Here is a 23,774-nt window from a genome sequence, read left to right as displayed (position 1 = left end):
CGGCGCTTAGTTCTTCTCCTTGTCCACCAGCTTGTTCGCGCCGATCCACGGCATCATCGCGCGCAGTTCCGCACCGGTCTTCTCGATCTGGTGCGCCGCCGCGGCCTTGCGCGCCGCCTTCAGCTCGGGCTGCCCGGCGCGGTTGTCGAGCACGAAGTTCTTCACGAAGCGGCCCGACTGGATGTCGGCCAGCACGCGCTTCATTTCCTTCTTCGTCTCGTCGGTGATGATCCGCGGACCGGTGACGATGTCGCCATATTCGGCGGTGTTCGAGATTGAATAGCGCATGTTCGCGATCCCGCCCTCATACAGCAGGTCGACGATCAGCTTCGTCTCGTGCAGGCACTCGAAATACGCCATCTCGGGCGCATAGCCGGCCTCGACCAGCGTCTCGAACCCGGCCTGGATCAGGTGGGTGACCCCGCCGCACAGCACCGCCTGCTCGCCGAACAGATCGGTTTCGCACTCTTCCTTGAAGTTGGTCTCGATGATCCCCGAGCGACCGCCGCCGACGCCGCTGGCATAGGCCAGCGCGACGTCATGCGCGTTGCCGCTGGCGTCCTGGTGGATCGCGATCAGGCACGGCACGCCGCCGCCGCGGACGTACTCGCTGCGCACGGTGTGGCCCGGACCCTTGGGCGCGATCATGATGACGTCGATGTCCGCCGGCGGCTCGATCAGCCCGAAGTGGACGTTGAGCCCGTGCGCGAAGGCCAGCGCGCTGCCGGGCTTCATCCGGCCCTTGATGTCCTGATCGTAGATCGCGGCCTGATGCTCGTCGGGGGCGAGGATCATCAGGATGTCGGCCCATGCCGCTGCCTCCCTGGTGCTCATCACCTTGAAGCCGGCGCCCTCGGCCTTCTTGGCGGTCGCCGAGCCCTCGCGCAGCGCGATCGCGACCTCGGCGATCCCGGAGTCGCGCAGGTTCTGCGCATGGGCGTGCCCCTGCGAGCCATAGCCGACGATGGCGATCTTCTTGCCGGTGATGAGATTCAGATCGGCGTCGCGATCGTAATAGACCTTCATTGCTTGCTTCCTTTCAACCGATCGTCATCCCGGCGAAGGCCGGGATCCAGAGCCGCGGACGGCGGCGCTTGTGGCTCTGGACCCCGGCCTGCGCCGGGGTGACGGTTAAGAATGTATACGACGAAGACGCTTCGCTTACGCCGCGTCCTTGCCGCGGGCGATGGCGACGATGCCGGTGCGGGCGACTTCGATCAGGCCGACCTCCGCCATCAGTTCCAGAAACTTGTCGATCTTGCTCGTGCCGCCCGTCACCTCGAACACGAAGCTGCTGGTGGTCGCATCGACCACGCGCGCGCGATAGACCTCCGCGAGCCGCAGCGCCTCGATACGCTGGTCGCCAGTGCCGCGCACCTTGACCAGCGCCAATTCGCGCTCGACGTGATCGCCCTCGGCAGTCAGGTCGTGGACGCGGTGGACGGGCACCAGCCGGTCGAGCTGCGCGACGATCTGCTCCAGCGTCGCGGGGCTGGCGCTGGTGACGATCGTGATCCGGCTGACTGCCTTGTCGGCGGTGATCTCGCTGACCGTCAGGCTCTCGATATTATAGCCGCGCGCGGTGAACAGACCGGCGATCCGGGCGAGGATGCCCGGCTCGTTGTCGACGATCACCGCCAAAGTGTGGCGTTCGGCTTTCTCTTCACGGATGTGCATTTCAGCTCTCACTCCCCTCCTTTTAAGGGAGGGGTCGGGGGTTTCTCACTCCCCTCCCTTTCAAGGGAGGGGCTGGGGGGGGGGCGTGCACGTGATACGGTGGACCGCGACGCGTGCGCCGCCCGTACCCCGCCAGGACGCTACCCACCCCGACCCCCTCCCTTGAAAGGGAGGGGGAGGGTGCGTCAAACCAGCGCCTTGGCCTCGTCGTCCATGGTCCCGCTGACCTCGTTGGCCTGCAGGATCATGTCGGTGTGCGCCGCGCCGCTCGGGATCATCGGGAAGCAATTGGCGAGCTTCGCCACCATGCAATCCACCATCACCGGGCCGTCGTGGGCGAGCATCGCCGCGATCCCCGCCTCCAGCTGGTCCGGCCGCTCGATCCGGATGCCCTTCCAGCCATAGGCTTCGGCCAGCTTGACAAAATCGGGCAGCGAGTCCGAATAGCTCTCGGCATAGCGGCTCTCATAGGTCAGCTCCTGCCACTGGCGGACCATTCCCATATATTCGTTGTTGAGGATGAACACCTTGACCGGCAGGCGATATTGCGTCGCCGTCGCCAGCTCCTGGATGTTCATCTGGATCGACGCCTCGCCCGCGATGTCGATCACCAGCGCATTAGGATTGCCGAGCTGCGCGCCGATCGCCGCGGGCAGGCCATAGCCCATCGTGCCGAGCCCGCCGCTCGTCAGCCACTTGTTCGGCAGATCGAACCCGAAATGCTGCGCGGCCCACATCTGGTGCTGGCCGACCTCGGTGGTGATGATCGGCTGGCGGTGATGCGTGGCGTCGTACAGCGCGCGGATCGCACGCTGCGGCATGATCTCGCCATGGTTCTCGTTCGGGCCGGTTTCGGGGAAGTCGAGGCACTTGCGCGCCCGCCAGCCCTCGATCCGCCGCATCCATTCGGCGATGTCGGGCCTGGGATGCTGGCGCGCCTTCCATACGTGCACCATGTCCTGCATCGCATGGCCGGCATCGGCGACGATCGGAAGATCGATCCGCACCGTCTTGTTGATGCTCGACCGGTCGATGTCGATATGCACCTTGCGGCTGTTGGGCGAAAAGGCGTCGAGCCGCCCGGTGACCCGGTCGTCGAAGCGCGAGCCGATCGCGACGACCAGATCGGCCTGGTTCATCGCCATATTGGCTTCATAGGTGCCGTGCATCCCCAGCATTCCGAGCCATTGCGGCCCGCTGGCGGGATAGGCGCCGAGTCCCATCAGCGTCGACGTCACTGGCGCGCCGGTGATCTTCGCCAGCTCCTGCAACAATTGCGACGCCGCCGGGCCGGAGTTGATGACCCCGCCGCCGGTATAGAGCACCGGGCGTTCGGCGGCGGCCAGCATGTCGACGACCTGCTCGATCGCGGCACGATCGGCCTTCAGCTGCGGGCGATAGGTCTTGTGCTGGATCGGGCCGGGCTTGGCATAGCCGGCGGTCGCGACCTGCACGTCCTTTGGGATGTCGACCACGACCGGGCCGGGGCGGCCCGAGGTGGCGATGTGGAACGCCTCGTGGATGACCGCGCCGAGCCGCGCCGGATCCTTCACGAGATAATTGTGCTTCGAGCAATGCCGCGTGATGCCGACGGTGTCGGCTTCCTGGAATGCGTCCGAGCCGATCAGCGCGGTCGGGACCTGCCCGGTGATGACCACCATCGGGATCGAATCGAGCAGCGCGTCGGTGATGCCGGTGACCGCGTTGGTCGCACCGGGGCCGGAGGTGACCAGCACGACGCCGGGCTTGCCCGTCGAGCGCGCATAGCCTTCCGCGGCATGGGTCGCGGCCTGTTCGTGACGCACGAGAATGTGGCGAATTCGTTTCGACCGGAACAAAGCGTCGTAGATCGGCAGGACGGCACCACCCGGATAGCCGAACACGACCTCCACGCCGAGATCGCACAGCGCCTCGACCAGGATGTCTGCTCCGCTCTTCTCGGTCACGTCACGTCTCCTCATTGGGGAAAGGGCAAACGTCTTAGCCTGCCGGGTCCGGGCGCGCTACGGCATAGAAAGTTACGCGTCAACCGCTTTCAGAGAAATAAAATTGCAAATTTGGCGCGGTGCAGCATTGCCAGTCGTGGGGTAACTGATTGCGAAACCACGTATATTGGCGCTTGGCGTAGCGCCGTGTCGCCAGTTGCGCCGCCGCCATCGCGTCCGCGCGCGACAACGAGCCGGCGAGCATCGCGGCGATTTCCGGGACGCCGATCGCGCGCCGCACCGGCGCATCCCCGGGCACGTCGTCGCGCGCCAGCAGCGCGGCGACTTCCTCGACGCCCCCCTCGTCGAACATCTGCACCAGCCGCGCGTCGCAGCGCGCCATCAACGTCTCGCGGTCGGGTAACAGCACCGACCCGCGCACCTCCACCGTGTCGCCGATCCCGCCGCTTCGGTCGGCCTGCCACGTCGCCAGCGTCCGCCCTGTCGATCGCACCACCTCCAATGCGCGCGCGACCCGCGTCGTGTCGCGGGCGTTGAGCCGCGTCGCCGCTTCCGGGTCCTCCCGCGACAGCGCGGCATGGGCCTCGGCGACCGGCATCGCCCGCACCGCCGCGCGCACCTCGACGTCGATCTCCGGCACCGGCGCGATCCCATCGAGCAAGGTGCGCAGGTACAGCCCGGTCCCGCCGACCAGCACCGGCACGCCGCCTGCGTCGTGGATGCGCCTCACCTCCGCCGCCGCGTCCGCCGCCCAGCGCGCCGCCGAACACGCCTCCGCGCCGTCGACATAGCCGAACAGCCGGTGCGGCACGCGCGCTTCGTCGGCGGGGCAGGGGCGCGCCGACAGCACGCGCAGGTCGCGATACACCTGGCTGGCGTCGGCGTTGATGACCGTCCCGCCGATCGCTTCCGCCAGTTCGATCGCCAGCGCGCTCTTGCCGCTGGCGGTCGGCCCTGCGATGAGCGCCAGCCTTGGCTTTGCGGGGTTAGGCATGTTCACGGCGACGCTGATAGCAGCAGGGCGGCTGACGCCCAACATCATGGCGGCGGCGCACGAGCGCCTCGCCGCGGCGGGCTGCGCGCCGACGACGCTGGCGTGGATCGACGAAGGCGACGCCGCCGACTGGCAGTTCGAACTGGCCCCGGCCGACGCCCGTGCCGCGCTGGAAGGCGCGTTCGAGCGTGTCGACGTGGTCGTCCAGCCGCGCGACGGCCGGCGCAAGATGCTGCTGGTCGCCGACATGGATTCGACGATGATCACCGTCGAGTGCATCGACGAACTCGCCGATTATGCGGGCCTTAAGCCGAAGATCGCCGCGATCACCGAGGCGGCGATGCGCGGCGAGCTGGACTTCGAGGCCGCGCTCGACGCGCGCGTCGCGTTGCTCAAGGGGCTCGACGCCGCCGTCATCGACACCTGCCGTGCCGAGCGCGTGCACCTGATGCCCGGCGCGCGCGAACTGGTCCGCACGATGCGCGGCTGGGGGGCGAGCGCGGTTTTGGTGTCGGGCGGCTTCACGCGCTTCGCCGAGCCGGTCGCGGCCGAAATCGGCTTCGATCGCGCGATCGCCAACGTGCTGGAGATCGACGGCGCGATGCTGTCGGGCACCGTCGCACGCCCGATCGTCGGCGCCGCGACCAAGCGCGAGACGCTGCTGGACACCCGCGCCGCGCTCGGGCTCGCCGATGCCGCCACGCTGGCGGTCGGCGACGGCGCCAACGATCTGGCGATGATCGAGGTCGCGGGACTGGGTGTCGCTTATCGTGCCAAGCCGATCGTCGCCGCGGCGGCGGCGGCGCGCATCGAGCACGGCGACCTGACCGCGCTGCTCTGGGCGCAGGGCGTGCCACGCGCCGAATGGGCAAGCATTTGATCGAGCGTCTTTAACGCTTCCTCCACCATCCGCGTGGCAAGCAGCCGCACTGATCAACGGGGGACATCGGCAGCCGACATGCGCGTACTCGCGGTGGCATCGCAGAAGGGCGGGTCGGGTAAGACGACGCTTGCCGGGCACCTCGCGGTGCAGGCGGAGCGCGCCGGCGTCGGACCGGTCGCGTTGCTCGATCTCGACCCGCAAGGCACGCTCGCGCCATGGGCCGGTGCGCGCACCGACCGCTGGCCCTCCTTCGACGTCACCGGGGTCAACCGGCTCGCGACCGACCTCGAGGGCCTGCGCGACAAGGGCGTCCGGCTGGTCGTGATCGACACGCCGCCCGCGCTGACCGTTGCGATCCAGGCCGCGATCCATCTGGCCGAGCTGATCGTGGTGCCGACGCGGCCCAGCCCGCACGATCTTCACGCGGTCGGCGGCACCGTCGACCTCTGCGAACGCTCGGGCAAGCCGCTGCTGTTCGTCGTCAACGCCGCCACCGAGAACGCGCCGATCACCGCCGACACCACGGTCGCGCTGTCGCAGCACGGCACGGTCGCCGCGGTCACCGTTCACCAGCGCACCGAATATGCCGCATCGATGGCGGACGGTCGCACGGTCATCGACACCGACCCGGACGGCCCCGCGGCGGCGGAGATCGCCGCACTTTGGAACCATGTTTCCGACCGGCTCGAGAAGAACTTCCGCCGCACCGTCTTCACGACCGGCACCCTCGGCGGCGGCTACGGTGCGGTGCGCGCGACCGCGAACAGCTTCGGACGGAGGGTGCTGGGCTGATGCGCGGGGTCTTGCTCCGCGCCGGCACCACTTTGCTGCTCGCGCTCGCGCTGTCCGGGTGCAGCGTGTGGCGCTTCGACTTCGGCCGCACGTCGGTGGCACGCGCCGACCCCGTCGCGGCAGCCGAGCGCGCGCTCCGGCAACGTCGCTGGCCGATCGCGGTGGCATATGCCGAACAGGCGGTCGCGGCGAACGCCAGCGACGGCGCGCGCCGTGTCCTGCTCGGCACCGCATACCTGCGCGCGGGCCGTTTCCGCTCGGCCGCGCAAGCGTTCGAGGATGCGGTCGCGCTCGACCAAGCGGACGGCGCAAGCGCGCTTCACCTCGTGCTCGCGCAGATCGCCAGCGGGCAGCAAGCCGCGGCACGATCGACCCTGTCGCGCCACGCCGCGCTGATCCCCGCCGCCGACCGCGGGCTGGCGCTGGCGCTCGCGGGGGAGCCGGGGCAGGGCGTCGAGGTGCTGATGGCCGCGATGCGCGTGCCCGGCGCCGACGCCCGCACCCGGCAGAATCTCGCGCTTGCGCTCGCGTTGGCCGGAGAATGGTCCGACGCCTTCTTCCTCGTCGGGCTCGATCTTCCGCCCGCGCAGGCGCGTCAACGCATCCTCGACTGGATGCGCTTCGCCCGGCCGCAAGGGGCCGCCGATCAGGTCGCCGCGTTGATGAAGATCACCCCCGCGCTCGACCCTGGCCAGCCTGAGGCGCTCGCGCTCCACCGACCCGAGCCCGTGGCGGTCGCGGCACGCTAACCCGCGATCGCGCGGCCGCCTTTCCACATCGACACGACGCGCCCCTGCACCGGCAGGCCGTCGAACGGCGTATTGCCTGCCTTGCCGGGCAGCCGGTCGGCGTCGATCTGCCACGGCGCACTCTCGTCGATCAGGATCACGTCGCCCGGCATCCCCGCCGCCAGCGTCCCCGTCTCCAGCCCGAGCAGCGCCGCCGGCCCGGTCGCCAGCAGCGCGAAGAGCCGCGGCAGCGTCACCCGCCCGTCGCGCGCCAGCCCCAACGCCAGCGGCAGCAGCGTCGCCGCATCCGCCGCGCCCGCGCTGGCGTCCGCGAACGGCAGGCGTTTCTCCTCCGGCCCGCGCGGATCGTGTCCCGAACACAGCAGGTCGATCGTCCCGTCGGCGAGCGCCGCCAGCGCCGCCTTGCGATCGTCCTCGCTGCGCAGCGGCGGCGAGAGATGCGCGAAGGTGCGGAAATCGCTCATCGCATTGTCGCTGAGCAGCAGATACGCCGGGGTGACGCCGCACGTCACCCGCACCCCGCGCGCCTTGGCCGCGCGCACCAAAGCAAATCCCGCCGCGGTGGTGACGCAGCGCAGGTGCAGCCGCGCGCCGGTTTCCTCGGCCAGCATCAGGTCGCGCGCGATCGCCAGCGGCTCGGCGAGCGCCGGGGCGGACGGCAGCCCGAGCCGCGTCGCGGTCTCCCCCTCGGTCGCCACCGCGCCCGCTGCCAGCCCGCCGTCCTCGGCGTGCGTGACGACCACCACGTCGAGATCGCGCGCATACATCAGCACGCGGTGCATCACCCCCGAATCGGCGATCCAGCCGCGCCCGGTGCCGACCGCGCGCGCCCCCGCCGACAGGCAGATCGCCATCTCGGCGAGGTCCGTGCCCGCCAGCCCGCGTGTCGCCGCGGCGATCGGATGGATCCACAGATCGGGGCGCCCGATCAGCGCCAGTCGCTGCACCGCGCCCGGCTCGTCGAGCACCGGCACCTGATCGGGCATAGGCGCGACCCGCACCACGCCGCCCGCGCGCGCCGCCGCGCGGTCGATCCGCGCCACGCCGACGTCGATGATCCCCGGCGCGAGCAATTTGCCGCGACAATCCACGCGCTCGGCACGGCTCGGCGCCTCGCCCGCCACGATCGTGCCGTCGACGATCAGCACGTCGCCGTCGCGCTCGCCGCCGGCTGGGCAGACCAGCCGCGCGTTGGTCAAGTGCAGCGCCTGCGTCATGCCCAGCCCTCCACCTTGCGCGCACGCCGTGTCAGCACATCCAGACAGGCCATCCGCACCGCCACGCCCATCTGCACCTGCTCCGTGATCGCCGATTGCTCGACATGGTCGGCGACCGCCGAATCGATCTCCACCCCGCGGTTCATCGGCCCGGGATGCATCACCAGCGCCCCCGGCGCGCGCGCGTTCAGCCGCTCCAGCGTCAGCCCGTAGCGCAGATGATATTCGCGCGTGGACGGCACATAGCCGCCCGCCATCCGCTCGGTCTGGAGCCGCAGCATCATCACCACGTCCGCGCCCTCGATCGCCTTGTCGAAGTCGGTGAAGGCGGTGACGCCGAACCGCTCGATCGCCGGCGGCATCAAGGTCGAGGGCGCGCAGACCCGCACCTCGGCGGCGAGCGCGGTCAGCGCGAGGATGTTCGACCGCGCGACGCGGCTGTGCAGCAGGTCGCCGCAGATCACGACGCGCTTGTTGGCGATCCCGCCGAGCCGCCGCCGGATCGTCAGCGCGTCGAGCAACGCCTGCGTCGGATGCTCGTGCCGCCCGTCACCGGCGTTGAGCACCGGGCAATCGACCTTGTCCGCGATCAGCCGCACCGCGCCCGAGGACATATGCCGGATCACGATCACGTCGGCGCGCATCGCGTTGAGCGTCATCGCGGTGTCGATCAGCGTCTCGCCCTTCTTCACGCTCGACTGTGCGGCGTGCATGTTGACGACATCCGCGCCGAGCCGCTTGCCCGCGATCTCGAAGCTCAGCAGCGTGCGCGTGCTGTTCTCGAAAAAGGCGTTGATCTGCGTGAAGCCGGCAAGGCGCTGGTCGGGCGCGGCGCGGGTGCGGTTCGCCTCGACCCAGGTTTCGGCCTCGTCGAGCAGGAAGGTGATTTCATGGGGCTCCAGGCCCTCGATCCCGGTCAGATGGCGGTGCGGAAACACCGCGCCTCCGGGGATCAGCGTGGCGGGGCGGTGGTCCGACTGGGTCATCGAAGCCGCTGCCTAATGGCGGAGTGGGAAGGGGGCAAGCGGGCGATATGGCCCTTGCAGACTCACGTCATCCTCGCGGAGGCGGGGATCCAGACGCGCAGGTCTTCGCAAGGGTCGATGCGTCTGAGGTTCTGGATTCCCGCCGTCGCGGGAATGACGTTGGTTGCTGTGGGAACGGTGAGCGAAAAGAAGGCGTGATCGACGCGCCGGTTTGTGACCTGCCCCGTCCGTCATCCTCGCGGAGGCGGGGATCCAGACGCGCAGGTCTTCGCAAGGGTCGATGCGTCGGAGGTTCTGGATTTCCGCCGTCGCGGGAATGACGATCAGGGCAATACTCAGCCCACCGCCACCAGTGCGTCGATCGCCGCCTGCAGAATATGCGCCGCGGCGTGATTATCGATCCGCTCGGCGCGCTTGGCGCGGCTGAAGTCCTGCTCGATCAGCGCGCGCTCCGCCGCGACCGTCGACCAGCGCTCGTCCCACAACAGGATCGGCAACCCGGTGTCGCGGCAATTGCGCGCGAACGCCCGCGTCGACTGGGTGCGCGGGCTCTCGGTCCCGTCCAGATTGAGCGGCAGCCCGATCACCCAGCCGCGCACCTGCTGCGCCTGCGACAGTGCAACCAGCGCCGCCTTGTCGACCGTGAACTTCGCACGCCGGATCAACTGTGCCGGGCTCGCGAAGCTCCACCCCGCATCGCACAGCGCGGTGCCGACCGTCTTGGTCCCCACATCCAGCCCCAGCAACCGCCCGCCCTCGGGAAGCATCGCCCGAAACGCCGCCGCTTCGGTGACGATCACCTTAGATCACTCAACGTGCGCTTGGACACACACCCCACGTTCGTGCTGAGCCTGTCGAAGCACGTGCTCCTGACACGCCCTTTGACAAGCTCAGGGCGAACGGATCGTGCCCAACAAACGCTCAACTTACGCCGCCCCCGCCAGCCGCCGCGCCGCATCGGCGCGGACGTTCGCCCAGAACAGGCTGTAATCATAGACGTGATAATTATTGCCCGGCAGCGTGTATGGCCCGACATCCGGTGGCGAACCGATCAGCAACAACCCGCGCCCGCCGCACGTCGCGCCGATCCGCCCCGCCTCGATCCGCGCCTCGCTCATCGCCGCATTCGGAAACAGCGTCCCCAGATTGGCGCTGGCCGGCGCCGTCGAGTTCGGCGTACCCGTCAGCGGGTTGGTGCACAGCATCTGCGTGCCGCGCCGCGGCTTGCCGTCGAACCCGGTCGAGCGGTCGTAATTGTCGAGGATCAGCGACGGATCGGCAGGTTCGGCGAACGTCTGCCACGACAGCACGCACCCGCGCTGGTCGGCGCGCGCGCACGCCGGGAGCCCGAGCGCGGGCAGATCGTTGCTGACCGACACCGGCCAGCCGACGACATAGGCCGCGACGATCCGCTTCGCGAGCGGCGTGCCGGCGACGCGATCCTTGAGCAGATGCGTCAGGTGCAGCGCGCCCTGGCTATGCCCGGCAAGGATGATCGGGCGCGTCGGCCCGGCCTCCGCCAGAAAGGCATCGAACGCGGCAAGGATGTCGCCGTACGCCAGCGCCAGCGCCTGTTCGGCGGCGCGCTGGTCGGTCAGGAACGCGCCGAACGTCGCCTGACGATAGCGAGGCGCCCAAATCTCGCCCGCCGCGTTGAACGCGCTGGCCTGTCCGCGCAGGAACAAAGCGGCGCGATTGTTCGCCTCCGCGTCGGTCAGCGGCGCGTTCCAGTGCGCGCGATTGAGGTACGAGGTCGGGTGAATGAAGAACACCGCCGCGCCGCCGGGGGCGTTGCGCGGTGCATAGCCGGGCGGCGTCCACAAGGCCGGATTGCGCGCCAGCGCCGGCCGCGCCAGCCACATCGAATCAGGTGCATAATCCTTCTTGGTCAGGCGGTTCTGATTTCGGAACGACTCGCCCGGCACCATCGCCATCCGCATCATTCCGACGCCCCACAGGCGATAGGCAAAGGCAGCCGCGGTCGCCAGCACGATCAGCGCGACGACGACATAGAGGAATTTGCGGGCCAAATGTGCGTCACCATTGTGCGGTGCAGCAAAAGCGCCGGGTCCGCAACCGCAAAGCTGGTGCCCCAGGAATGCGCCATGCGCAACCGTGTCAGGCGTGTTGCAAGATCGGGGCGACGGGTGGTAGCGGCGGCGGCATGTCCGTTGACACCGCAACCGTCAGGCGCATCGCCGGCCTCGCCCGCATCGCCATCACCGACGACGAAGCCGCCCGGCTCGCGCCCGAACTCGGCAACATCCTCGACTGGATCGAGCAACTCGGCGAGGTCGACACCGCCGGGGTCGAGCCGATGACCGCCGTGATCCCCAACCATCTGCGGCTGCGCGACGATGTCGTCACCGATGGTGGCGTCCGCGACAAGGTGCTCGCCAACGCACCGCAGGCCGAACATGGCTTCTTCACTGTGCCCAAGGTGATCGAATAATGACCGCACTCACCGATCTGGGCATCGCCGCGATCCGCAACGGCGTCCGCGACGGCGACTTTTCCGCGCGCGAGGTGGCCGAGGCGTTCAACGCCGCGGTCGCCGCGGCAAAGCCGCTCAACGCCTTTCTCGTCGAGACGCCCGAGCATGCGCTCGCCGCCGCCGACGCCGCCGACAAGGCGCGCGCGGCGGGCGAGGCCCTCAAGCCGATGGCCGGCGTGCCGATCGGCATGAAGGACCTGTTCTGCACGAAGGGCGTCCCGACCACCGCGGCCAGCCACATCCTCGAAGGCTTCACGCCCGAATATGAATCGACCGTTTCGCAGAACCTGTGGAACGCCGGCGCGGGGATGCTCGGCAAGCTGAACCTCGACCAGTTCGCGATGGGTTCATCGAACGAGACCAGCTATTTCGGCAATGTCATCAGCCCGTGGCGGCGCAACGACGGCGGCAACGCCCCGCTCGCGCCGGGTGGGTCGTCGGGTGGCTCGTCCTCGGCGGTCGCCGCGCGACTTGCGCCGGGCGCGACGGGCACGGACACCGGCGGCTCGATCCGCCAGCCGGCGGCGTTCGTCGGCATCTCGGGGATCAAGCCGACCTACGGCCGCTGCTCGCGCTGGGGGACGATCGCCTTCGCTTCGTCGCTCGATCAGGCCGGGCCGATGGCGCGCGACGTCCGCGACTGCGCGATCATGCTGGAGGCGATGGCCGGCTTCGACGCCAAGGACGCCACCTCGCTCGACCTGCCCGTGCCGAACTGGGAAGGGCAGCTGAACGCCTCGCTGGCCGGCAAGCGCGTCGGCATCCCCAAGGAGTATCGCGTCGACGGCATGCCCGCCGAGATCGAGGCGCTCTGGCAGCAGGGGATCGCGTGGCTGAAGGACGCCGGCGCGGAGATCGTCGACGTCTCGCTGCCGCACACCAAATACGCGCTGCCCGCCTATTACATCATTGCACCCGCCGAAGCCTCGTCGAACCTCGCGCGCTACGATGGGGTCCGTTACGGGCTCCGCGACCTGCCGGACGGGGCCAATTTGCAGGAATTGTACGCACGGACGCGCGCCGAAGGCTTCGGCGACGAGGTCAAGCGCCGCATCCTGATCGGCACCTACGTCCTCTCCGCCGGCTTCTACGACGCTTACTACACGCAGGCGCAGAAGGTCCGCACGCTGATCGCGCGCGATTTCGAGCGTGCGTGGGACGTCTGCGACGTGCTGCTGACCCCCACCGCCCCCTCGGCGGCGTTCGCGCTCGGCGAGAAGTCGGCCGATCCTTTGGCCATGTATCTCAATGACGTGTTCACCGTTCCTTCCAGCCTCGCCGGCCTGCCGGCGATGAGCGTGCCGGGCGGCGTCGACGCGGCGGGGCTGCCGCTCGGTCTACAGGTGATCGGCAAGCCGCTCGACGAACAGGGCGTCCTCAACGCCGCACTGGCGATCGAGGAACGCGCGGGCTTCACCGCGCGCCCGACCAGGTGGTGGTGAGAATCAACACTGTCGTGGGCGCCCTCTAAGCGCCTGTACCGGCTGGATTAACGCATCGCGGCCTCAACCATGTCGATCGCGCGCGACAGGCGCTCGACCGGCATGGTGAAGTCGTCGCCCGCCGCCGGATCGCCGACCGAAAAGGCGAAGCGCAACCCCGCATCGGCGGTGGCAAGCCGGTGGATGGTGTTGAACGACGTCGGTGACTGGATCGCGAACACGCACGCGCCGGGGTCGAGCACGGCATTGGCGTGCGACAGCGCCGATCCCTCCACCCCGACGACGATGCGCGCGTCGCGCAGCGTGGCGGCGACCTCCGCCGCGGGCATGGTATCGGGCGCGATGATCGTGAATCCGCGCCCCGCCAGCGCAGCGATCACCTCCGCCTCGTTGCACAAGGTGCGGCCCGCCGCTTGCCCACCGCGCCGGATGAATATCGCGCCGGGGCCCCCACGGCCAGCCAGTGCCGCCCGCAATCGCGCCCGCACGCGCCTGAACCGCTCCATCCGCGCGGGATTGTAGCCGCGATCGTCGATCAGCCACAGCCGCCGCACCCGCGTGTCCGCGAGGCGGTGCGCGGGAAGGTCGATGAGCGCCCGGTAACCCTCACTATGCCCAAAGCGCGCCGGATCGAGCACCATCGGCACCATCCCGCGATCGATCGCGAGTTGCTCGCGCGACCAGCCGTCGGCGATCCAGTGTCCGAAATAGCGATCGATCACATAATCGGCGCACAGCATCGCTTCGGGCAGCGTCGAGAACCCGCCGCGCAGCACCTTTCGCTTGCCCGGTCCCGGCCGGATCACCTGCACCCCGCCGTGGCGTAGCAGCGTCCCGTCGGCGACGATGACGTCCGGCACCAAGCGTGCGGTCGTCGCAGGCTCGACCCTGTTGGTGTGCAGCAGCCGGTCGAGATCATCCTTCGGTGTAACTCCCGGATAGTGCGCGACGATCCGGTCGAGTTCATCCGGAAGGAAAAAGGCCGGCGCGCGCTCGACCCGGCCGGCGGGATCGATGTCGACCGTCTCCGCGCCCCGCCAGAATCCCTCCGCATCCAGCGGGCGCATGATCCGCGCGGTGAGCGGACGAAGGCTGAACATGACGTTGGTTCCCCACGATAGTGCCGCGGTTGGACGGCGCACCGCGGCCCAAGTCAAGCCGCGCGGACATTGCCAGCACGCGGTGCGTATCCTAGAGCGACACGCTTCCAGCAAGGAGCGGAAATACGGTGACCGCGAGCGCGTATCGAGTGAAGGGTAGCACGGGCGACTGGGAAGTCGTGATCGGGCTGGAGGTTCATGCCCAGGTGACCAGCAACGCCAAATTGTTCTCGGGCGCGGCGACCGCCTTCGGTGCCGAGCCGAACACGCAGGTGTCGCTGGTCGACGCGGCGATGCCGGGGATGCTGCCGGTCCCGAACCGCGAGTGCATCCGGCAGGCAGTGCGCACCGGCATGGCGATCGACGCGCAGATCAACACATGGTCGCGGTTCGATCGCAAGAACTATTTCTACGCCGATCTGCCGCAGGGCTATCAGATCAGCCAGCTTTATCATCCGCTGGTCGGCGAGGGCGCGATCGAGATCGAGGTCGGCGACGACACCAAGACGATCGGGGTCGAGCGCATCCATGTCGAGCAGGACGCCGGCAAGCTGATGCACGACCAGCATCCGACCCGCTCCTATGTCGACCTCAACCGCTCGGGCGTCGCGCTGATGGAGATCGTCAGTCGCCCCGACATGCGCTCGCCGGCCGAGGCCGGTGCGTATCTGACCAAGCTGCGCTCGATCCTGCGCTATGTCGGGTCGTGCGACGGCAATATGGACCAGGGCTCGATGCGCGCCGACGTCAACGTCTCGGTGCGCAAGCCCGGCGACGAATTCGGCACCCGCACCGAGACCAAGAACGTCAACTCGATCCGCTTCGTCATGCAGGCGATCGAGCATGAGGCCGCGCGACAGGTCGACGTGCTGGAGGCCGGCGGCACGATCGTGCAGGAAACGCGGCTGTTCAATCCGGACAGCGGCACGACCCGTTCGATGCGCTCGAAGGAAGACGCGCACGATTACCGCTACTTCCCCGATCCCGATCTGCTGCCGCTCGAACTGGACGAAACATTCCTCGACGAATGTCGCGCCAGCCTGCCCGAACTGCCCGACGCGAAGCGCGCGCGCTACGAGGGGCTGGGGATCACGCCGTACAATGCGCAGGTGCTGACCGCCGAGGTCGAGAGCGCGCGCTGGTTCGACGCGCTGCTGGAGGCTGGTGCGAAGCCGGTCGCCGCCGCCAATTGGGTGACGAGCGAGCTGTTCGGCGCGCTCAACCGGCTCGGCACGTCGATCGGCGACAGCCCGGTCACGCCCGGTCAGGCCGCCGAGCTGCTGGCGCTGGTCGCCGACGGCACGCTGTCGGGCAGCCTCGCCAAGCAGGTGTTCGAGGCGATGCTCGAAACCGGCGATGCGCCGGGCAAGATCGTCGAGGAGCGCGGACTCAAGCAGACCAGCGACACCGGCGCGATCGAGGCGGTGATCGCTGACGTGCTGGCGAAGAACCCCGGGCAGCTCGAACAATATTGCGGCGGCAAGGTCGCGCTGTTCGGCTTTTTCGTCGGTCAGACGATGAAAGCGATGGGCGGCAAGGCCAATCCGGCGGTGGTCAATGACTTGTTGAAGAAGGCGCTGGGGTGACGATCGTGCGGCGCGCGCGGTGCCGGTGTGGTCAGCTGATCGCGACCTGCAGCGGCGCACCGGTTCGCGTGTCGGCGTGTCACTGCCGGGCCTGCCAGCGCCGTACCGGTGGTCCGTTCTCAGCGCAGGCACGGTTTCCGATCGATCAGGTGACGATCGCGGGCGAGTTTCGCGTCTGGGAGCGGGTGGCCGATAGCGGTCGTCGCGCGTGGTATCGCTGGTGCGGCGACTGCGGTGGAACGATCGCCTATACGAACGAGGGCATGGAGGGGCTGATCGCGATTCCGATCGGCGCCTTCGCCGACGATGCCACCGGGACGGAACTGCCGGCGCTTACGGCATCGGTGTTCGAGCAGTATAAGCAGCCGTGGGTCAGGATCGAAGGCGAGGGCATCTCGCACGAAGACTGAAATCGATTAGTCGGTTCGTCCGATAATCGCCGCACCACCATTCTCTCACGTCATCCCGGACTCGATCCGGGATCCCGCTTGCACGGCGCGTCGGAAAAAGCGGGGCCCCGGATCAAGTCCGGGGCGATCAAAGAATATCCTCGTCAGATATGGATGGGACGCAGCTTGAATGCCGCCTTATTGCTGCGTCAGATCCTGGTTCTTCACCTCGCCGCCGGTGCCGCTGTTGCCGTCGAACTCGCCGGTGTCGGTGAAGCGCGCCGGCTCCTTGCCGCCTTCGCCGCGTGCCACCGCGTCGCTGCGCGCCTCGACCGCCTGCTGGATATCGGGCCGCTCGTCATCGCGGTTGGGGATCGGATCGATCGTCTTCTCGGTCATGGCCTCAGTTTCCTCAAATGCTCGGATTGGTCGGCGGCGTCCCAGCCGGGGTGCCGGGCGCCGGAACATCGATGTCGGGGCCGGGTGGGGTGATTTCGGGCGGCGGGGTGTCGGGCGTGGCCGGCTGCGTGGGCTGCGGCACGTCGGCCGGCAGGTCTCCGGGGTTCGTGGCCATGGCATTTTTCTCCTTCCCCCGACAAACGCGCCGTCGAAGCGCGGGTTGCCCGCTTGCCCCATCGCGCGCGTCGGTATAGATGCCGCCGACCGGCGGTGTCCGACTAGCGGGCGTGGCGGAACTGGTAGACGCGCCAGATTTAGGTTCTGGTATCGCAAGATGTGGGGGTTCGATTCCCTTCGCCCGCACCAGTCCCCGCGCAAGCGGGGTTGGCCACCACTCACGAAATTCTTCTGACGAAAGCGGCCAATGCAGACTGTCGAGACCCTGAACGAGGGCCTGAAGCGCGCCTTCACCCTGACGATCCCCGCCGGCGACATCGCCAAGCGGGTCGATGCCGAGCTGAAGCGCGTCGCGCCGCAGATCAAGATGCCGGGCTTCCGCCCCGGCAAGGTGCCGACCAATCTGGTCAAGAAGATGCACGGCCCGGCGATCGAGCAGGACGCGCTGAACACCTCGATCCAGGAAGGCATCCAGGCGCTGATCGCCGAGAAGCAGCTGCGTCCGGCGATGCAGCCGAGCGTCGAGCTGGTCGAGGGCTATGAGTCGGGCAAGGACGCCGAGCTGAAGGTCGAGCTGGAAGTGCTCCCGCAGGTGCCGGCGCCCGCGATCGAGGGTCTGAAGCTCGAGCGGCTGACCGTGCCGGTCGACGAATCGGCGATCGACGAGCAGCTCAAGCGTTTCGCCGACGGTGCCAAGCGCTGGGAAGACGCGGGCGACAAGGCCGCCGAAACCGGCGACCAGGTCGTCATGGACTTCGTCGGCAAGACGATGGACGGCGTGGCGTTCGACGGCGGTACTGGCACCGATATGGCGGTCGAGATCGGCGCGGGCCGCCTGATCCCCGGTTTCGAGGAACAGGTCGTCGGCGCGAAGGCCGGCGAGGAGCGCCAGATCAAGGTGACCTTCCCCGCGGATTACGGCGCGAAGGAACTGGCCGGCAAGGACGCGACCTTCGACCTGACGATCAAGTCGGTGAAGACCGCGGGCGAGAGCCAGATCGACGACGAGATGGCCAAGAGCCTCGGTCTAGAGAGCCTCGAGCAGCTGCGCGGGCTGGTGAAGGGCCAGTTCGAGCAGGAGAATAACGGCCTGACGCGCACCTATATGAAGCGCAAGCTGCTCGATCAGCTGGCCGAGGGGCATGACTTCGATGTGCCGCCGTCGATGGTCGAGGCTGAGTTCAACCAGATCTGGCAGCAGCTCCAGCACGAAGCGACGCACGAGCCCGATCCGCAGGCCGCGCTCGACGAGATGGAGAAGGAGCGCGACGATTATCGCAAGATCGCCGAGCGCCGCGTCCGTCTCGGGCTGTTGCTGAGCGAGATCGGTCAGGCGAACGGCGTCGAGGTGACCCAGGCGGAGATGCAGCGGTTGCTGTCGCAGGCGGCACAGCAATACGGCCCCGAGGATCGCCAGCGCTTTATCCAGTACGTCCAGCAGGACCCGATGGCCGCCGCGCAGCTGCGCGCCCCGCTGTACGAGGACAAGGTCGTCGACTTCCTGTTCGACAAGGCCGAGATCACCGACCGCGAGACGACCAAGGAAGAGCTGGAAGCCGCGATCGAGAGCGAGGACGGTTTCGCGACCGGCACGCACAGCCACGATCACGACAACCACAAGCCGAAGCAGACCCGCGGCAAGAAAAAGGCCGAGCCGGCTGCCGAGGGTGAGGCCGCCGAGGCGAAGCCCGCCAAGAAGGCCGCCGCCAAGAAGCCGGTCGCCAAGGGCGAGGACGCCGGTGCGGTGACCGAGCCGGCCGCCGAGGCCGAGGCTGCTCCCGCGAAGAAGCCGCGCGCCAAGAAGGCCGCTGCGCCGGTCGAGGCGGAAACGCAGGTCGCCGAGTCGTCGCCGGAGGCCGCCGAGACGGCCGAGGGCACGCAGGCCGCCGACGCCGCCCCGGCGAAGAAGCCGCGCGCGAAAAAGGCCCAGTAAGATCGGTTTGCGCATGATCCTCGCGGCGGCGACGCGGGCGGGGATCATGCGTCGCCGACTGTCCCATGGCGGCGGGACGAAGGTGCGTGACGCCCTTCTTTCCGACTGTTAGACGCGGCCGCTGAGGGCGTGGGCAAGGGGGCTTGCGATGGATGTGGCGGTGGGTGGTGAACGCAGGCGGCGGAACGTCGCCGCGCACGGCAGCCGTATGCGCGCGCTCGACATCGTCCGGCACATCGTCTGCATCCTGGCGCTGATGTGGACCGGGCTCGTCAATGGCCAGCCCTTCTTCTTCCCCGACAGCACCAATTACATCCGCGCCGCCGATCTGGCGGTGCATCTCGCGTCGGGTCGGACGGTGTCGACGGTCTGGACCGCGCGCTACGCCCATGAACTGCCGGCGGTGCGGCCTTCGGCGGTGACGCCGCCGTCTGCCCGCCCGGCCAGCCCGGAGGCCGTGCACCGCACGACCGCGAACGACCTGAAGAGCGGGCTGGTGATGAGCGGGCGTTCGCCGTACATCGGCGCGCTGATCTATGCCGGCTGGGTGCTCGGGTGGTTCTGGCCGTTCGTGCTGTTGCAGGCGGTGATCGCCTACCTGCTCATCATCATGGTGCTGCGCCGCTTCGATCTGGCGCGTGCCGGCATCGTGACGCTGGTGACGCTCGTCCTCGCGCTCACCACCAGCCTGCCGACCTACAACAGCATGTTGCTCGCGGATGGTTTTGCGTCGTTCGGGATGCTCGCGCTCGCGCTGCTCGCGCTGCCTGGTCGGCTGACGCGATGGGAGGTGGCGTTCCTCGTCGCGGTGATGGTGATGTCGGCGATCGCGCATCTCACCCACCTGACGATGCTGCTCGGGATGACCGGCGCGCTGGTGCTGTTGCGGTTGCTCGGCTGGCTGCGCGTTCCGCCCCGCGCGTGGTTTGCCGCGGTCGGGACGATCCTTGTCGCGGTGCTGGCGTTGCAGGCGACCACCTTCGCTACCCGGATGGCGGTCGGCCGCGCGCCGCAATTGTTGCCGTTGCTCACCTCACGCTTCTACGCCGACGGGCCGGGACAGAAGTTCATCGAGGCCGGCTGTGACGGCAACCGCTTCGAGGCGTGCCGCATCCCGATGGGCAAGCCGTATAACAATACCGCGTGGCTGTTCTCGGACGAGCCGCGGTATGGCGCCTATATGCTCGCGACCCCGGCGCAGCGCCGGATCATGGGCGAGGAGGACGTCGCCTTCGCTCTCGCGGTGCTTCGCTCCTATCCGGTCGAGCAGATCACCGCATCGGCACGCAATACGATCCAGCAATTGCTGTGGATCGATTATGATGCGCTCAATCAAGGTTGCGGCACCGCACCGGAATGCTGGGAGAGCCTGCCGCCGGTCGTTCGTGCGCGCTTCCTGCACAGCCTGTCGGGACGCAATGCGTGGCCGCGCGACCTGATGAACGGCGTGCTCTACGCCGCGGTGATCGCGTCGCTGCTCGCGCTGGCGGTGACGCTGCCGATGCTCGCGCGGCGGGATCGCGGCGCGTTCGTGTCGATGCGCAACCTGCTGGTGATAACCGGAGTCGGGATGCTGGTTTGCTGCTTCTTCGGCGGTGCGGTCGCCGATCCGCAATATCGTTATCAGGGTCGGTTGATCTGGCTGCCGGTGTTCTTCGCGCTGGTGGCGGTGCTGCGGACGCTGCAGACGCCAACCGGCGAGGATGCGCGACGGTGATCGCGGGTCCGCGGATCGCAGTGCTGTTGCCGTGCTATAACGAAGAGGCGGCGATCGCGCAGACGGTTGCGTCGTTCCGCGCCGCGCTGCCCGATGCCACGATCTACGTCTACGACAACAACAGCCGCGACCAGACCCGTGCGCGCGCCACGGCGGCCGGCGCGGTCGTCCGTACCGAGCGCATCCAGGGCAAGGGCGCAGTGGTGCGCCGGATGTTCGCCGACGTCGACGCCGATATCTATGTGATGGCCGACGGCGATGCGACCTATGACGCCAGCGCCGCGCCTGCTTTGGTCGCGCGGATGCTCGACGAGCAGCTCGACATGGTGGTCGGCTGCCGCATCGGCGAGGCGGCGGCTGCCTATCGCCGCGGACACCGGCTCGGCAATGCGCTGCTGACGGGGATGCTGACGCGGCTGTTCGGGCGCAGCTTCACCGATATCCTGACCGGCTACCGCGTCTTCTCGCGCCGGTTCGTCAAGAGCTTCCCAGTGCTGTCGGTCGGGTTCGAGATCGAAACCGAGATCAGCGTCCATGCGCTCGAACTCAAGATGCCGGTCGGCGAACTCGACACGCCTTATTTCGCGCGTCCCGAAGGATCGGTGTCGAAGCTGAGCACCTATCGCGATGGGTGGCGAATCGTCGGCACGATCGCGACGCTTTACCGGATCGAGCGGCCCTTGTGGTTCTTCGGCGCGGTCGGTGGGTTGCTCGCGCTGCTCGCGGTGATCCTCGCGGTGCCGCTGGTCGTCACCTACATGCACACCGGGCTGGTGCCGCGCTTCCCGACCGCGATCCTGACGACCGGGCTCATCATCCTCGCCGCCTTGTGCTTCTTCGCCGGGCTGATCCTCGACACCGTGGTGCGCGGCCGACGCGAGGTGCGACGGCTCGCCTATCTGCAACTGCCGGCGCCGGGACGGGTAAGCGAAGGGGCTTGAACCGTTTCGCGGAAGCACCGATGTTGCGGCTCTTCCTAAGCGAAAAGAGAGTTTCCATGCACAATCCGTTCGACACCGGCGATTTCGCGGGCAAGCTGGCGAGCGCCGGGCTCGGGCTGCATCAGACCCAGGCCGGGCTGGTGCCGATCGTGATCGAGCAGTCGAACCGCGGCGAGCGGTCGTTCGACATCTTCTCGCGGCTGCTGCGCGAGCGGATCGTGTTCGTGACCGGCGGGGTGGAGGACGGCATGGCCAGCCTCATCACCGCGCAGCTGCTGTTCCTCGAGTCGGAAAATCCGAAGAAGGACATCTACATGTATATAAACTCGCCGGGCGGTGTTGTCACGGCGGGCATGGCGATCCACGACACGATGCAGTACATCCGCCCGCGCGTCGGCACGGTCTGCATCGGTCAGGCCGCGTCGATGGGAAGCTTCCTGCTCGCCAGCGGTGAGCCGGGGATGCGCGTCGCTCTGACCAACAGCCGCATCATGATCCACCAGCCGTCGGGCGGTGCGCAGGGCATGGCCGCGGACATCGAGATTCAGGCGCGCGAGATCCTGCGGATGCGCCACTTCCTCAACACGCTCTACGCCAAGTACACCGGCAAGCCGCTCGAGGAGATCGAGCGCGCGATGGACCGCGACAAGTTCATGAGCGCGGAGGAGGCGAAGGAGTTCGGCTTGATCGACCAGGTGTTCGACAAGCGCCCGCAGCCGGCCGAGGACGCCGCGGCGGCCTGAGCCGGAAAGCGACGCGCGCGGACAGCGCGCGTCGATACCAATTGCTTACGCCTGTTTGCTATGACCGTCGCGCGACGAACCGCGCCGGGCCTGCCCTTGAAGCCCGTCGCGGGACGTTCGATATAGGGCGCTGCGCCGGCGTGAAGCGGGACCTTCGCGCCGCGCGGCGGCCAACGACGCTTTGTACGTTGTTGCTTAAGCAGCGGTGCGTTAGCTTGCGCCGCGCACAGGGCGGATCGACGATCCGCGACGAAGGATGGACTGAATGACGAAACTTAGTGGCGGCGATAGCAAGAGCACCCTCTATTGCTCGTTCTGCGGCAAGTCGCAGCACGAGGTGCGCAAGCTGATCGCCGGACCCACCGTCTTCATCTGTGACGAATGCGTCGAGCTGTGCAACGACATCATTCGCGAGGAGACGAAGTCCGCGCTGGTCGCCAAGAAGGACGGCGGCGTGCCGACGCCGCAGGAAATCTGCGACGTGCTCGACGATTATGTCATCGGACAGAAGCAGGCGAAGCGCGTGCTGTCGGTGGCAGTCCACAATCACTACAAGCGGCTGAACCACGGCGCCAAGGGTGCCGATGTCGAGCTGGCGAAGAGCAACATCCTGCTCGTCGGTCCCACCGGCTGCGGCAAGACGCTGCTCGCACAGACGCTGGCGCGCATCCTCGACGTGCCGTTCACGATGGCCGACGCCACGACGCTCACCGAGGCCGGTTACGTCGGTGAGGATGTCGAGAACATCATCCTGAAGCTGCTCCAGGCGTCGGATTACAACGTCGAGCGTGCGCAGCGCGGCATCGTCTACATCGACGAGATCGATAAGATCAGCCGCAAGGCCGAAAACCCCTCGATCACCCGCGACGTGTCGGGCGAGGGCGTCCAGCAGGCGCTGCTCAAGCTGATGGAGGGCACCACCGCCAGTGTGCCGCCGCAGGGCGGGCGCAAGCATCCGCAGCAGGAGTTCCTGCAGGTCGACACGACGAACATCCTGTTCATCTGCGGCGGCGCCTTCTCGGGGCTCGAGAAGATCATCGGCGACCGGTTGCAGGGCAAGTCGATCGGCTTCGGCGCCTATGTCGCGACCCCGGAGGAGCGTCGCACCGGCGAGGTGCTGCGCCAGACCGAGCCCGAGGATCTGCTCAAGTTCGGGCTGATTCCCGAGTTCGTCGGCCGTCTGCCGGTGATCGCGACGCTTGAGGATCTCGACATCCCGGCGCTGGTCAAGATCCTCGCCGAGCCGAAGAACGCGCTGGTCAAGCAATATCAGAAGCTGTTCGAGATGGAGGAGGTCAAGCTCGGCTTCACCGACGACGCGCTGACGACGGTCGCCAAGAAGGCGATCGAGCGCAAGACTGGTGCGCGCGGGCTTCGCTCGATCCTCGAGGGCATTTTGCTCGACACGATGTTCGACCTTCCGGGGATGGACTCGGTCGACGAGGTGATGATCGACAAGGACGTGGTCGAGGGCCGCAAGGACCCGGTCCGCGTCTATGCCGAGAAGAGCAAGAAGGCCGGCGAGGTCGCGTAACGCGGTCCGCCGCCTGACCATCGTCGCCCCGGACTTGATCCGTGGGCCCGCTTCATTGGCAACCGCGGTAGAAGC

General features: G+C 68.0%; 23 protein-coding genes and 1 tRNA gene. 13 read left to right on the top strand and 11 right to left on the bottom strand.

The window, feature by feature from the left end; translation table 11 throughout:
• Nucleotides 1-6: 6 nt before the first annotated feature.
• The 4 genes from ilvC to miaA all read right to left on the bottom strand — a co-directional run bounded on the left by ilvC (nt 7) and on the right by miaA (nt 4,617).
• Complete coding sequence (ilvC, locus tag PGN12_15235) at nt 7-1,026, bottom strand: ketol-acid reductoisomerase (protein ID MEH3105238.1); 1,020 nt, start codon at nt 1,024-1,026, stop codon at nt 7-9.
• Nucleotides 1,027-1,161: 135 nt separating this feature from the next.
• Nucleotides 1,162-1,677 (bottom strand): acetolactate synthase small subunit, encoded by a 516-nt coding sequence (gene ilvN / locus PGN12_15230; GenBank protein MEH3105237.1) that lies wholly within the window; start codon nt 1,675-1,677, stop codon nt 1,162-1,164.
• A 185-nt stretch (nt 1,678-1,862) separates the two neighbouring features.
• Nucleotides 1,863-3,638 (bottom strand): acetolactate synthase 3 large subunit, encoded by a 1,776-nt coding sequence (locus tag PGN12_15225; protein MEH3105236.1) that lies wholly within the window; start codon nt 3,636-3,638, stop codon nt 1,863-1,865.
• Between the two features lie 64 nt (nt 3,639-3,702).
• Nucleotides 3,703-4,617, bottom strand: a complete 915-nt coding sequence (gene miaA, locus PGN12_15220) for a tRNA (adenosine(37)-N6)-dimethylallyltransferase MiaA (protein ID MEH3105235.1) — start codon at nt 4,615-4,617, stop codon at nt 3,703-3,705.
• On the opposite strand from miaA, the gene serB reads away from it, so the two are divergent.
• The 3 genes from serB (at nt 4,616) to PGN12_15205 (ending at nt 7,041) form a co-directional block, all read left to right on the top strand.
• Nucleotides 4,616-5,497 carry a phosphoserine phosphatase SerB gene (gene serB / locus PGN12_15215; GenBank protein ID MEH3105234.1) on the top strand — a complete coding sequence of 294 codons (882 nt, stop codon included), beginning with the start codon at nt 4,616-4,618 and terminating at the stop codon, nt 5,495-5,497. The genes miaA and serB overlap by 2 nt on opposite strands.
• Nucleotides 5,498-5,575: 78 nt before the next feature.
• Complete coding sequence (locus PGN12_15210; protein MEH3105233.1) at nt 5,576-6,292, top strand: ParA family protein; 717 nt, start codon at nt 5,576-5,578, stop codon at nt 6,290-6,292.
• Nucleotides 6,292-7,041: a hypothetical protein gene (locus PGN12_15205; protein MEH3105232.1), complete on the top strand. Its 750-nt coding sequence runs from the start codon at nt 6,292-6,294 to the stop codon at nt 7,039-7,041. Before PGN12_15210 ends, PGN12_15205 begins: the two co-directional genes overlap by 1 nt.
• Here PGN12_15205 and PGN12_15200 read toward each other — a convergent pair.
• The 4 genes from PGN12_15200 to PGN12_15185 all read right to left on the bottom strand — a co-directional run bounded on the left by PGN12_15200 (nt 7,038) and on the right by PGN12_15185 (nt 11,274).
• Nucleotides 7,038-8,258, bottom strand: coding sequence for a dihydroorotase (locus PGN12_15200; protein MEH3105231.1), 1,221 nt, complete (start codon nt 8,256-8,258; stop codon nt 7,038-7,040). The genes PGN12_15205 and PGN12_15200 overlap by 4 nt on opposite strands.
• The gene (locus PGN12_15195) at nt 8,255-9,244 is read right to left on the bottom strand and encodes an aspartate carbamoyltransferase catalytic subunit (GenBank protein ID MEH3105230.1); all 990 of its coding nucleotides are present in this window, start codon (nt 9,242-9,244) and stop codon (nt 8,255-8,257) included. The genes PGN12_15200 and PGN12_15195 overlap by 4 nt, the downstream gene beginning before the upstream one ends.
• 335 nt (nt 9,245-9,579) lie before the next feature.
• Nucleotides 9,580-10,044 carry a Holliday junction resolvase RuvX gene (gene ruvX, locus PGN12_15190; GenBank protein ID MEH3105229.1) on the bottom strand — a complete coding sequence of 155 codons (465 nt, stop codon included), beginning with the start codon at nt 10,042-10,044 and terminating at the stop codon, nt 9,580-9,582.
• Between the two features lie 126 nt (nt 10,045-10,170).
• Nucleotides 10,171-11,274, bottom strand: a complete 1,104-nt coding sequence (locus PGN12_15185) for a DUF3089 domain-containing protein (protein ID MEH3105228.1) — start codon at nt 11,272-11,274, stop codon at nt 10,171-10,173.
• A gap of 134 nt (nt 11,275-11,408) precedes the next feature.
• On the opposite strand from PGN12_15185, the gene gatC reads away from it, so the two are divergent.
• Both gatC and gatA read left to right on the top strand, forming a co-directional pair.
• On the top strand, nt 11,409-11,696 hold the full coding sequence (gene gatC / locus PGN12_15180; GenBank protein MEH3105227.1) for an Asp-tRNA(Asn)/Glu-tRNA(Gln) amidotransferase subunit GatC: 288 nt from the start codon (nt 11,409-11,411) through the stop codon (nt 11,694-11,696).
• Nucleotides 11,696-13,180 (top strand): Asp-tRNA(Asn)/Glu-tRNA(Gln) amidotransferase subunit GatA, encoded by a 1,485-nt coding sequence (gene gatA, locus PGN12_15175; GenBank protein ID MEH3105226.1) that lies wholly within the window; start codon nt 11,696-11,698, stop codon nt 13,178-13,180. The genes gatC and gatA overlap by 1 nt, the downstream gene beginning before the upstream one ends.
• Before the next feature lie 47 nt (nt 13,181-13,227).
• Here gatA and PGN12_15170 read toward each other — a convergent pair whose 3' ends face one another.
• Nucleotides 13,228-14,280 carry a glycosyltransferase family 61 protein gene (locus tag PGN12_15170; protein MEH3105225.1) on the bottom strand — a complete coding sequence of 351 codons (1,053 nt, stop codon included), beginning with the start codon at nt 14,278-14,280 and terminating at the stop codon, nt 13,228-13,230.
• 128 nt (nt 14,281-14,408) lie between these two features.
• On the opposite strand from PGN12_15170, the gene gatB reads away from it, so the two are divergent.
• Both gatB and PGN12_15160 read left to right on the top strand, forming a co-directional pair.
• A complete protein-coding gene (gatB, locus tag PGN12_15165) occupies nt 14,409-15,866 on the top strand; it encodes an Asp-tRNA(Asn)/Glu-tRNA(Gln) amidotransferase subunit GatB (GenBank protein MEH3105224.1) in 1,458 nt (485 codons plus the stop codon).
• On the top strand, nt 15,863-16,276 hold the full coding sequence (locus tag PGN12_15160) for a GFA family protein (GenBank protein ID MEH3105223.1): 414 nt from the start codon (nt 15,863-15,865) through the stop codon (nt 16,274-16,276). The genes gatB and PGN12_15160 overlap by 4 nt, the downstream gene beginning before the upstream one ends.
• Before the next feature lie 177 nt (nt 16,277-16,453).
• Here the strand turns inward: PGN12_15160 and PGN12_15155 are convergent, their stop codons facing one another.
• Both PGN12_15155 and PGN12_15150 read right to left on the bottom strand, forming a co-directional pair.
• A complete protein-coding gene (locus PGN12_15155; protein ID MEH3105222.1) occupies nt 16,454-16,654 on the bottom strand; it encodes a hypothetical protein in 201 nt (66 codons plus the stop codon).
• Between the two features lie 13 nt (nt 16,655-16,667).
• Nucleotides 16,668-16,829: a hypothetical protein gene (locus tag PGN12_15150; protein MEH3105221.1), complete on the bottom strand. Its 162-nt coding sequence runs from the start codon at nt 16,827-16,829 to the stop codon at nt 16,668-16,670.
• Between the two features lie 106 nt (nt 16,830-16,935).
• On the opposite strand from PGN12_15150, the gene PGN12_15145 reads away from it, so the two are divergent.
• The 6 genes from PGN12_15145 (at nt 16,936) to clpX (ending at nt 23,699) form a co-directional block, all read left to right on the top strand.
• Nucleotides 16,936-17,020: transfer RNA gene (locus tag PGN12_15145), tRNA-Leu, on the top strand.
• 58 nt (nt 17,021-17,078) lie between these two features.
• Entirely contained in the window at nt 17,079-18,764 is a 1,686-nt protein-coding gene (tig, locus tag PGN12_15140) for a trigger factor (GenBank protein ID MEH3105220.1), read from the top strand.
• A gap of 148 nt (nt 18,765-18,912) precedes the next feature.
• Nucleotides 18,913-20,481 carry a hypothetical protein gene (locus tag PGN12_15135; GenBank protein ID MEH3105219.1) on the top strand — a complete coding sequence of 523 codons (1,569 nt, stop codon included), beginning with the start codon at nt 18,913-18,915 and terminating at the stop codon, nt 20,479-20,481.
• Complete coding sequence (locus tag PGN12_15130; GenBank protein MEH3105218.1) at nt 20,481-21,422, top strand: glycosyltransferase family 2 protein; 942 nt, start codon at nt 20,481-20,483, stop codon at nt 21,420-21,422. Before PGN12_15135 ends, PGN12_15130 begins: the two co-directional genes overlap by 1 nt.
• A 56-nt stretch (nt 21,423-21,478) precedes the next feature.
• A complete protein-coding gene (gene clpP, locus PGN12_15125) occupies nt 21,479-22,165 on the top strand; it encodes an ATP-dependent Clp endopeptidase proteolytic subunit ClpP (protein ID MEH3105217.1) in 687 nt (228 codons plus the stop codon).
• Between the two features lie 265 nt (nt 22,166-22,430).
• Nucleotides 22,431-23,699 (top strand): ATP-dependent Clp protease ATP-binding subunit ClpX, encoded by a 1,269-nt coding sequence (gene clpX, locus PGN12_15120; protein ID MEH3105216.1) that lies wholly within the window; start codon nt 22,431-22,433, stop codon nt 23,697-23,699.
• Nucleotides 23,700-23,774: the final 75 nt, after the last annotated feature.

This window comes from Sphingomonas phyllosphaerae (assembly GCA_036946405.1).
GTDB classification, from domain to species: Bacteria; Pseudomonadota; Alphaproteobacteria; order Sphingomonadales; family Sphingomonadaceae; genus Sphingomonas; species Sphingomonas phyllosphaerae_D.
The sequence above is the reverse complement of the archived record's forward strand: the minus strand, read 5'-3'. Positions and strand labels throughout refer to the sequence as shown.

Excerpts from the sequence above, each read along its gene's own strand:
- ilvC (MEH3105238.1), bottom strand. The coding sequence starts at position 1,026 with ATGAAGGTCTATTACGATCGCGACGCCGATCTGAATCTCATCACCGGC.
- ilvN (MEH3105237.1), bottom strand. The coding sequence starts at position 1,677 with ATGCACATCCGTGAAGAGAAAGCCGAACGCCACACTTTGGCGGTGATC.
- PGN12_15225 (MEH3105236.1), bottom strand. The coding sequence starts at position 3,638 with ATGAGGAGACGTGACGTGACCGAGAAGAGCGGAGCAGACATCCTGGTC.
- serB (MEH3105234.1), top strand. The coding sequence starts at position 4,616 with ATGTTCACGGCGACGCTGATAGCAGCAGGGCGGCTGACGCCCAACATC.
- miaA (MEH3105235.1), bottom strand. The coding sequence starts at position 4,617 with ATGCCTAACCCCGCAAAGCCAAGGCTGGCGCTCATCGCAGGGCCGACC.
- PGN12_15210 (MEH3105233.1), top strand. The coding sequence starts at position 5,576 with ATGCGCGTACTCGCGGTGGCATCGCAGAAGGGCGGGTCGGGTAAGACG.
- PGN12_15205 (MEH3105232.1), top strand. The coding sequence starts at position 6,292 with ATGCGCGGGGTCTTGCTCCGCGCCGGCACCACTTTGCTGCTCGCGCTC.
- PGN12_15200 (MEH3105231.1), bottom strand. The coding sequence starts at position 8,258 with ATGACGCAGGCGCTGCACTTGACCAACGCGCGGCTGGTCTGCCCAGCC.
- PGN12_15195 (MEH3105230.1), bottom strand. The coding sequence starts at position 9,244 with ATGACCCAGTCGGACCACCGCCCCGCCACGCTGATCCCCGGAGGCGCG.
- gatC (MEH3105227.1), top strand. The coding sequence starts at position 11,409 with ATGTCCGTTGACACCGCAACCGTCAGGCGCATCGCCGGCCTCGCCCGC.
- gatA (MEH3105226.1), top strand. The coding sequence starts at position 11,696 with ATGACCGCACTCACCGATCTGGGCATCGCCGCGATCCGCAACGGCGTC.
- PGN12_15170 (MEH3105225.1), bottom strand. The coding sequence starts at position 14,280 with ATGTTCAGCCTTCGTCCGCTCACCGCGCGGATCATGCGCCCGCTGGAT.
- PGN12_15155 (MEH3105222.1), bottom strand. The coding sequence starts at position 16,654 with ATGACCGAGAAGACGATCGATCCGATCCCCAACCGCGATGACGAGCGG.
- PGN12_15150 (MEH3105221.1), bottom strand. The coding sequence starts at position 16,829 with ATGGCCACGAACCCCGGAGACCTGCCGGCCGACGTGCCGCAGCCCACG.
- tig (MEH3105220.1), top strand. The coding sequence starts at position 17,079 with ATGCAGACTGTCGAGACCCTGAACGAGGGCCTGAAGCGCGCCTTCACC.
- PGN12_15135 (MEH3105219.1), top strand. The coding sequence starts at position 18,913 with ATGGATGTGGCGGTGGGTGGTGAACGCAGGCGGCGGAACGTCGCCGCG.
- clpP (MEH3105217.1), top strand. The coding sequence starts at position 21,479 with ATGCACAATCCGTTCGACACCGGCGATTTCGCGGGCAAGCTGGCGAGC.
- clpX (MEH3105216.1), top strand. The coding sequence starts at position 22,431 with ATGACGAAACTTAGTGGCGGCGATAGCAAGAGCACCCTCTATTGCTCG.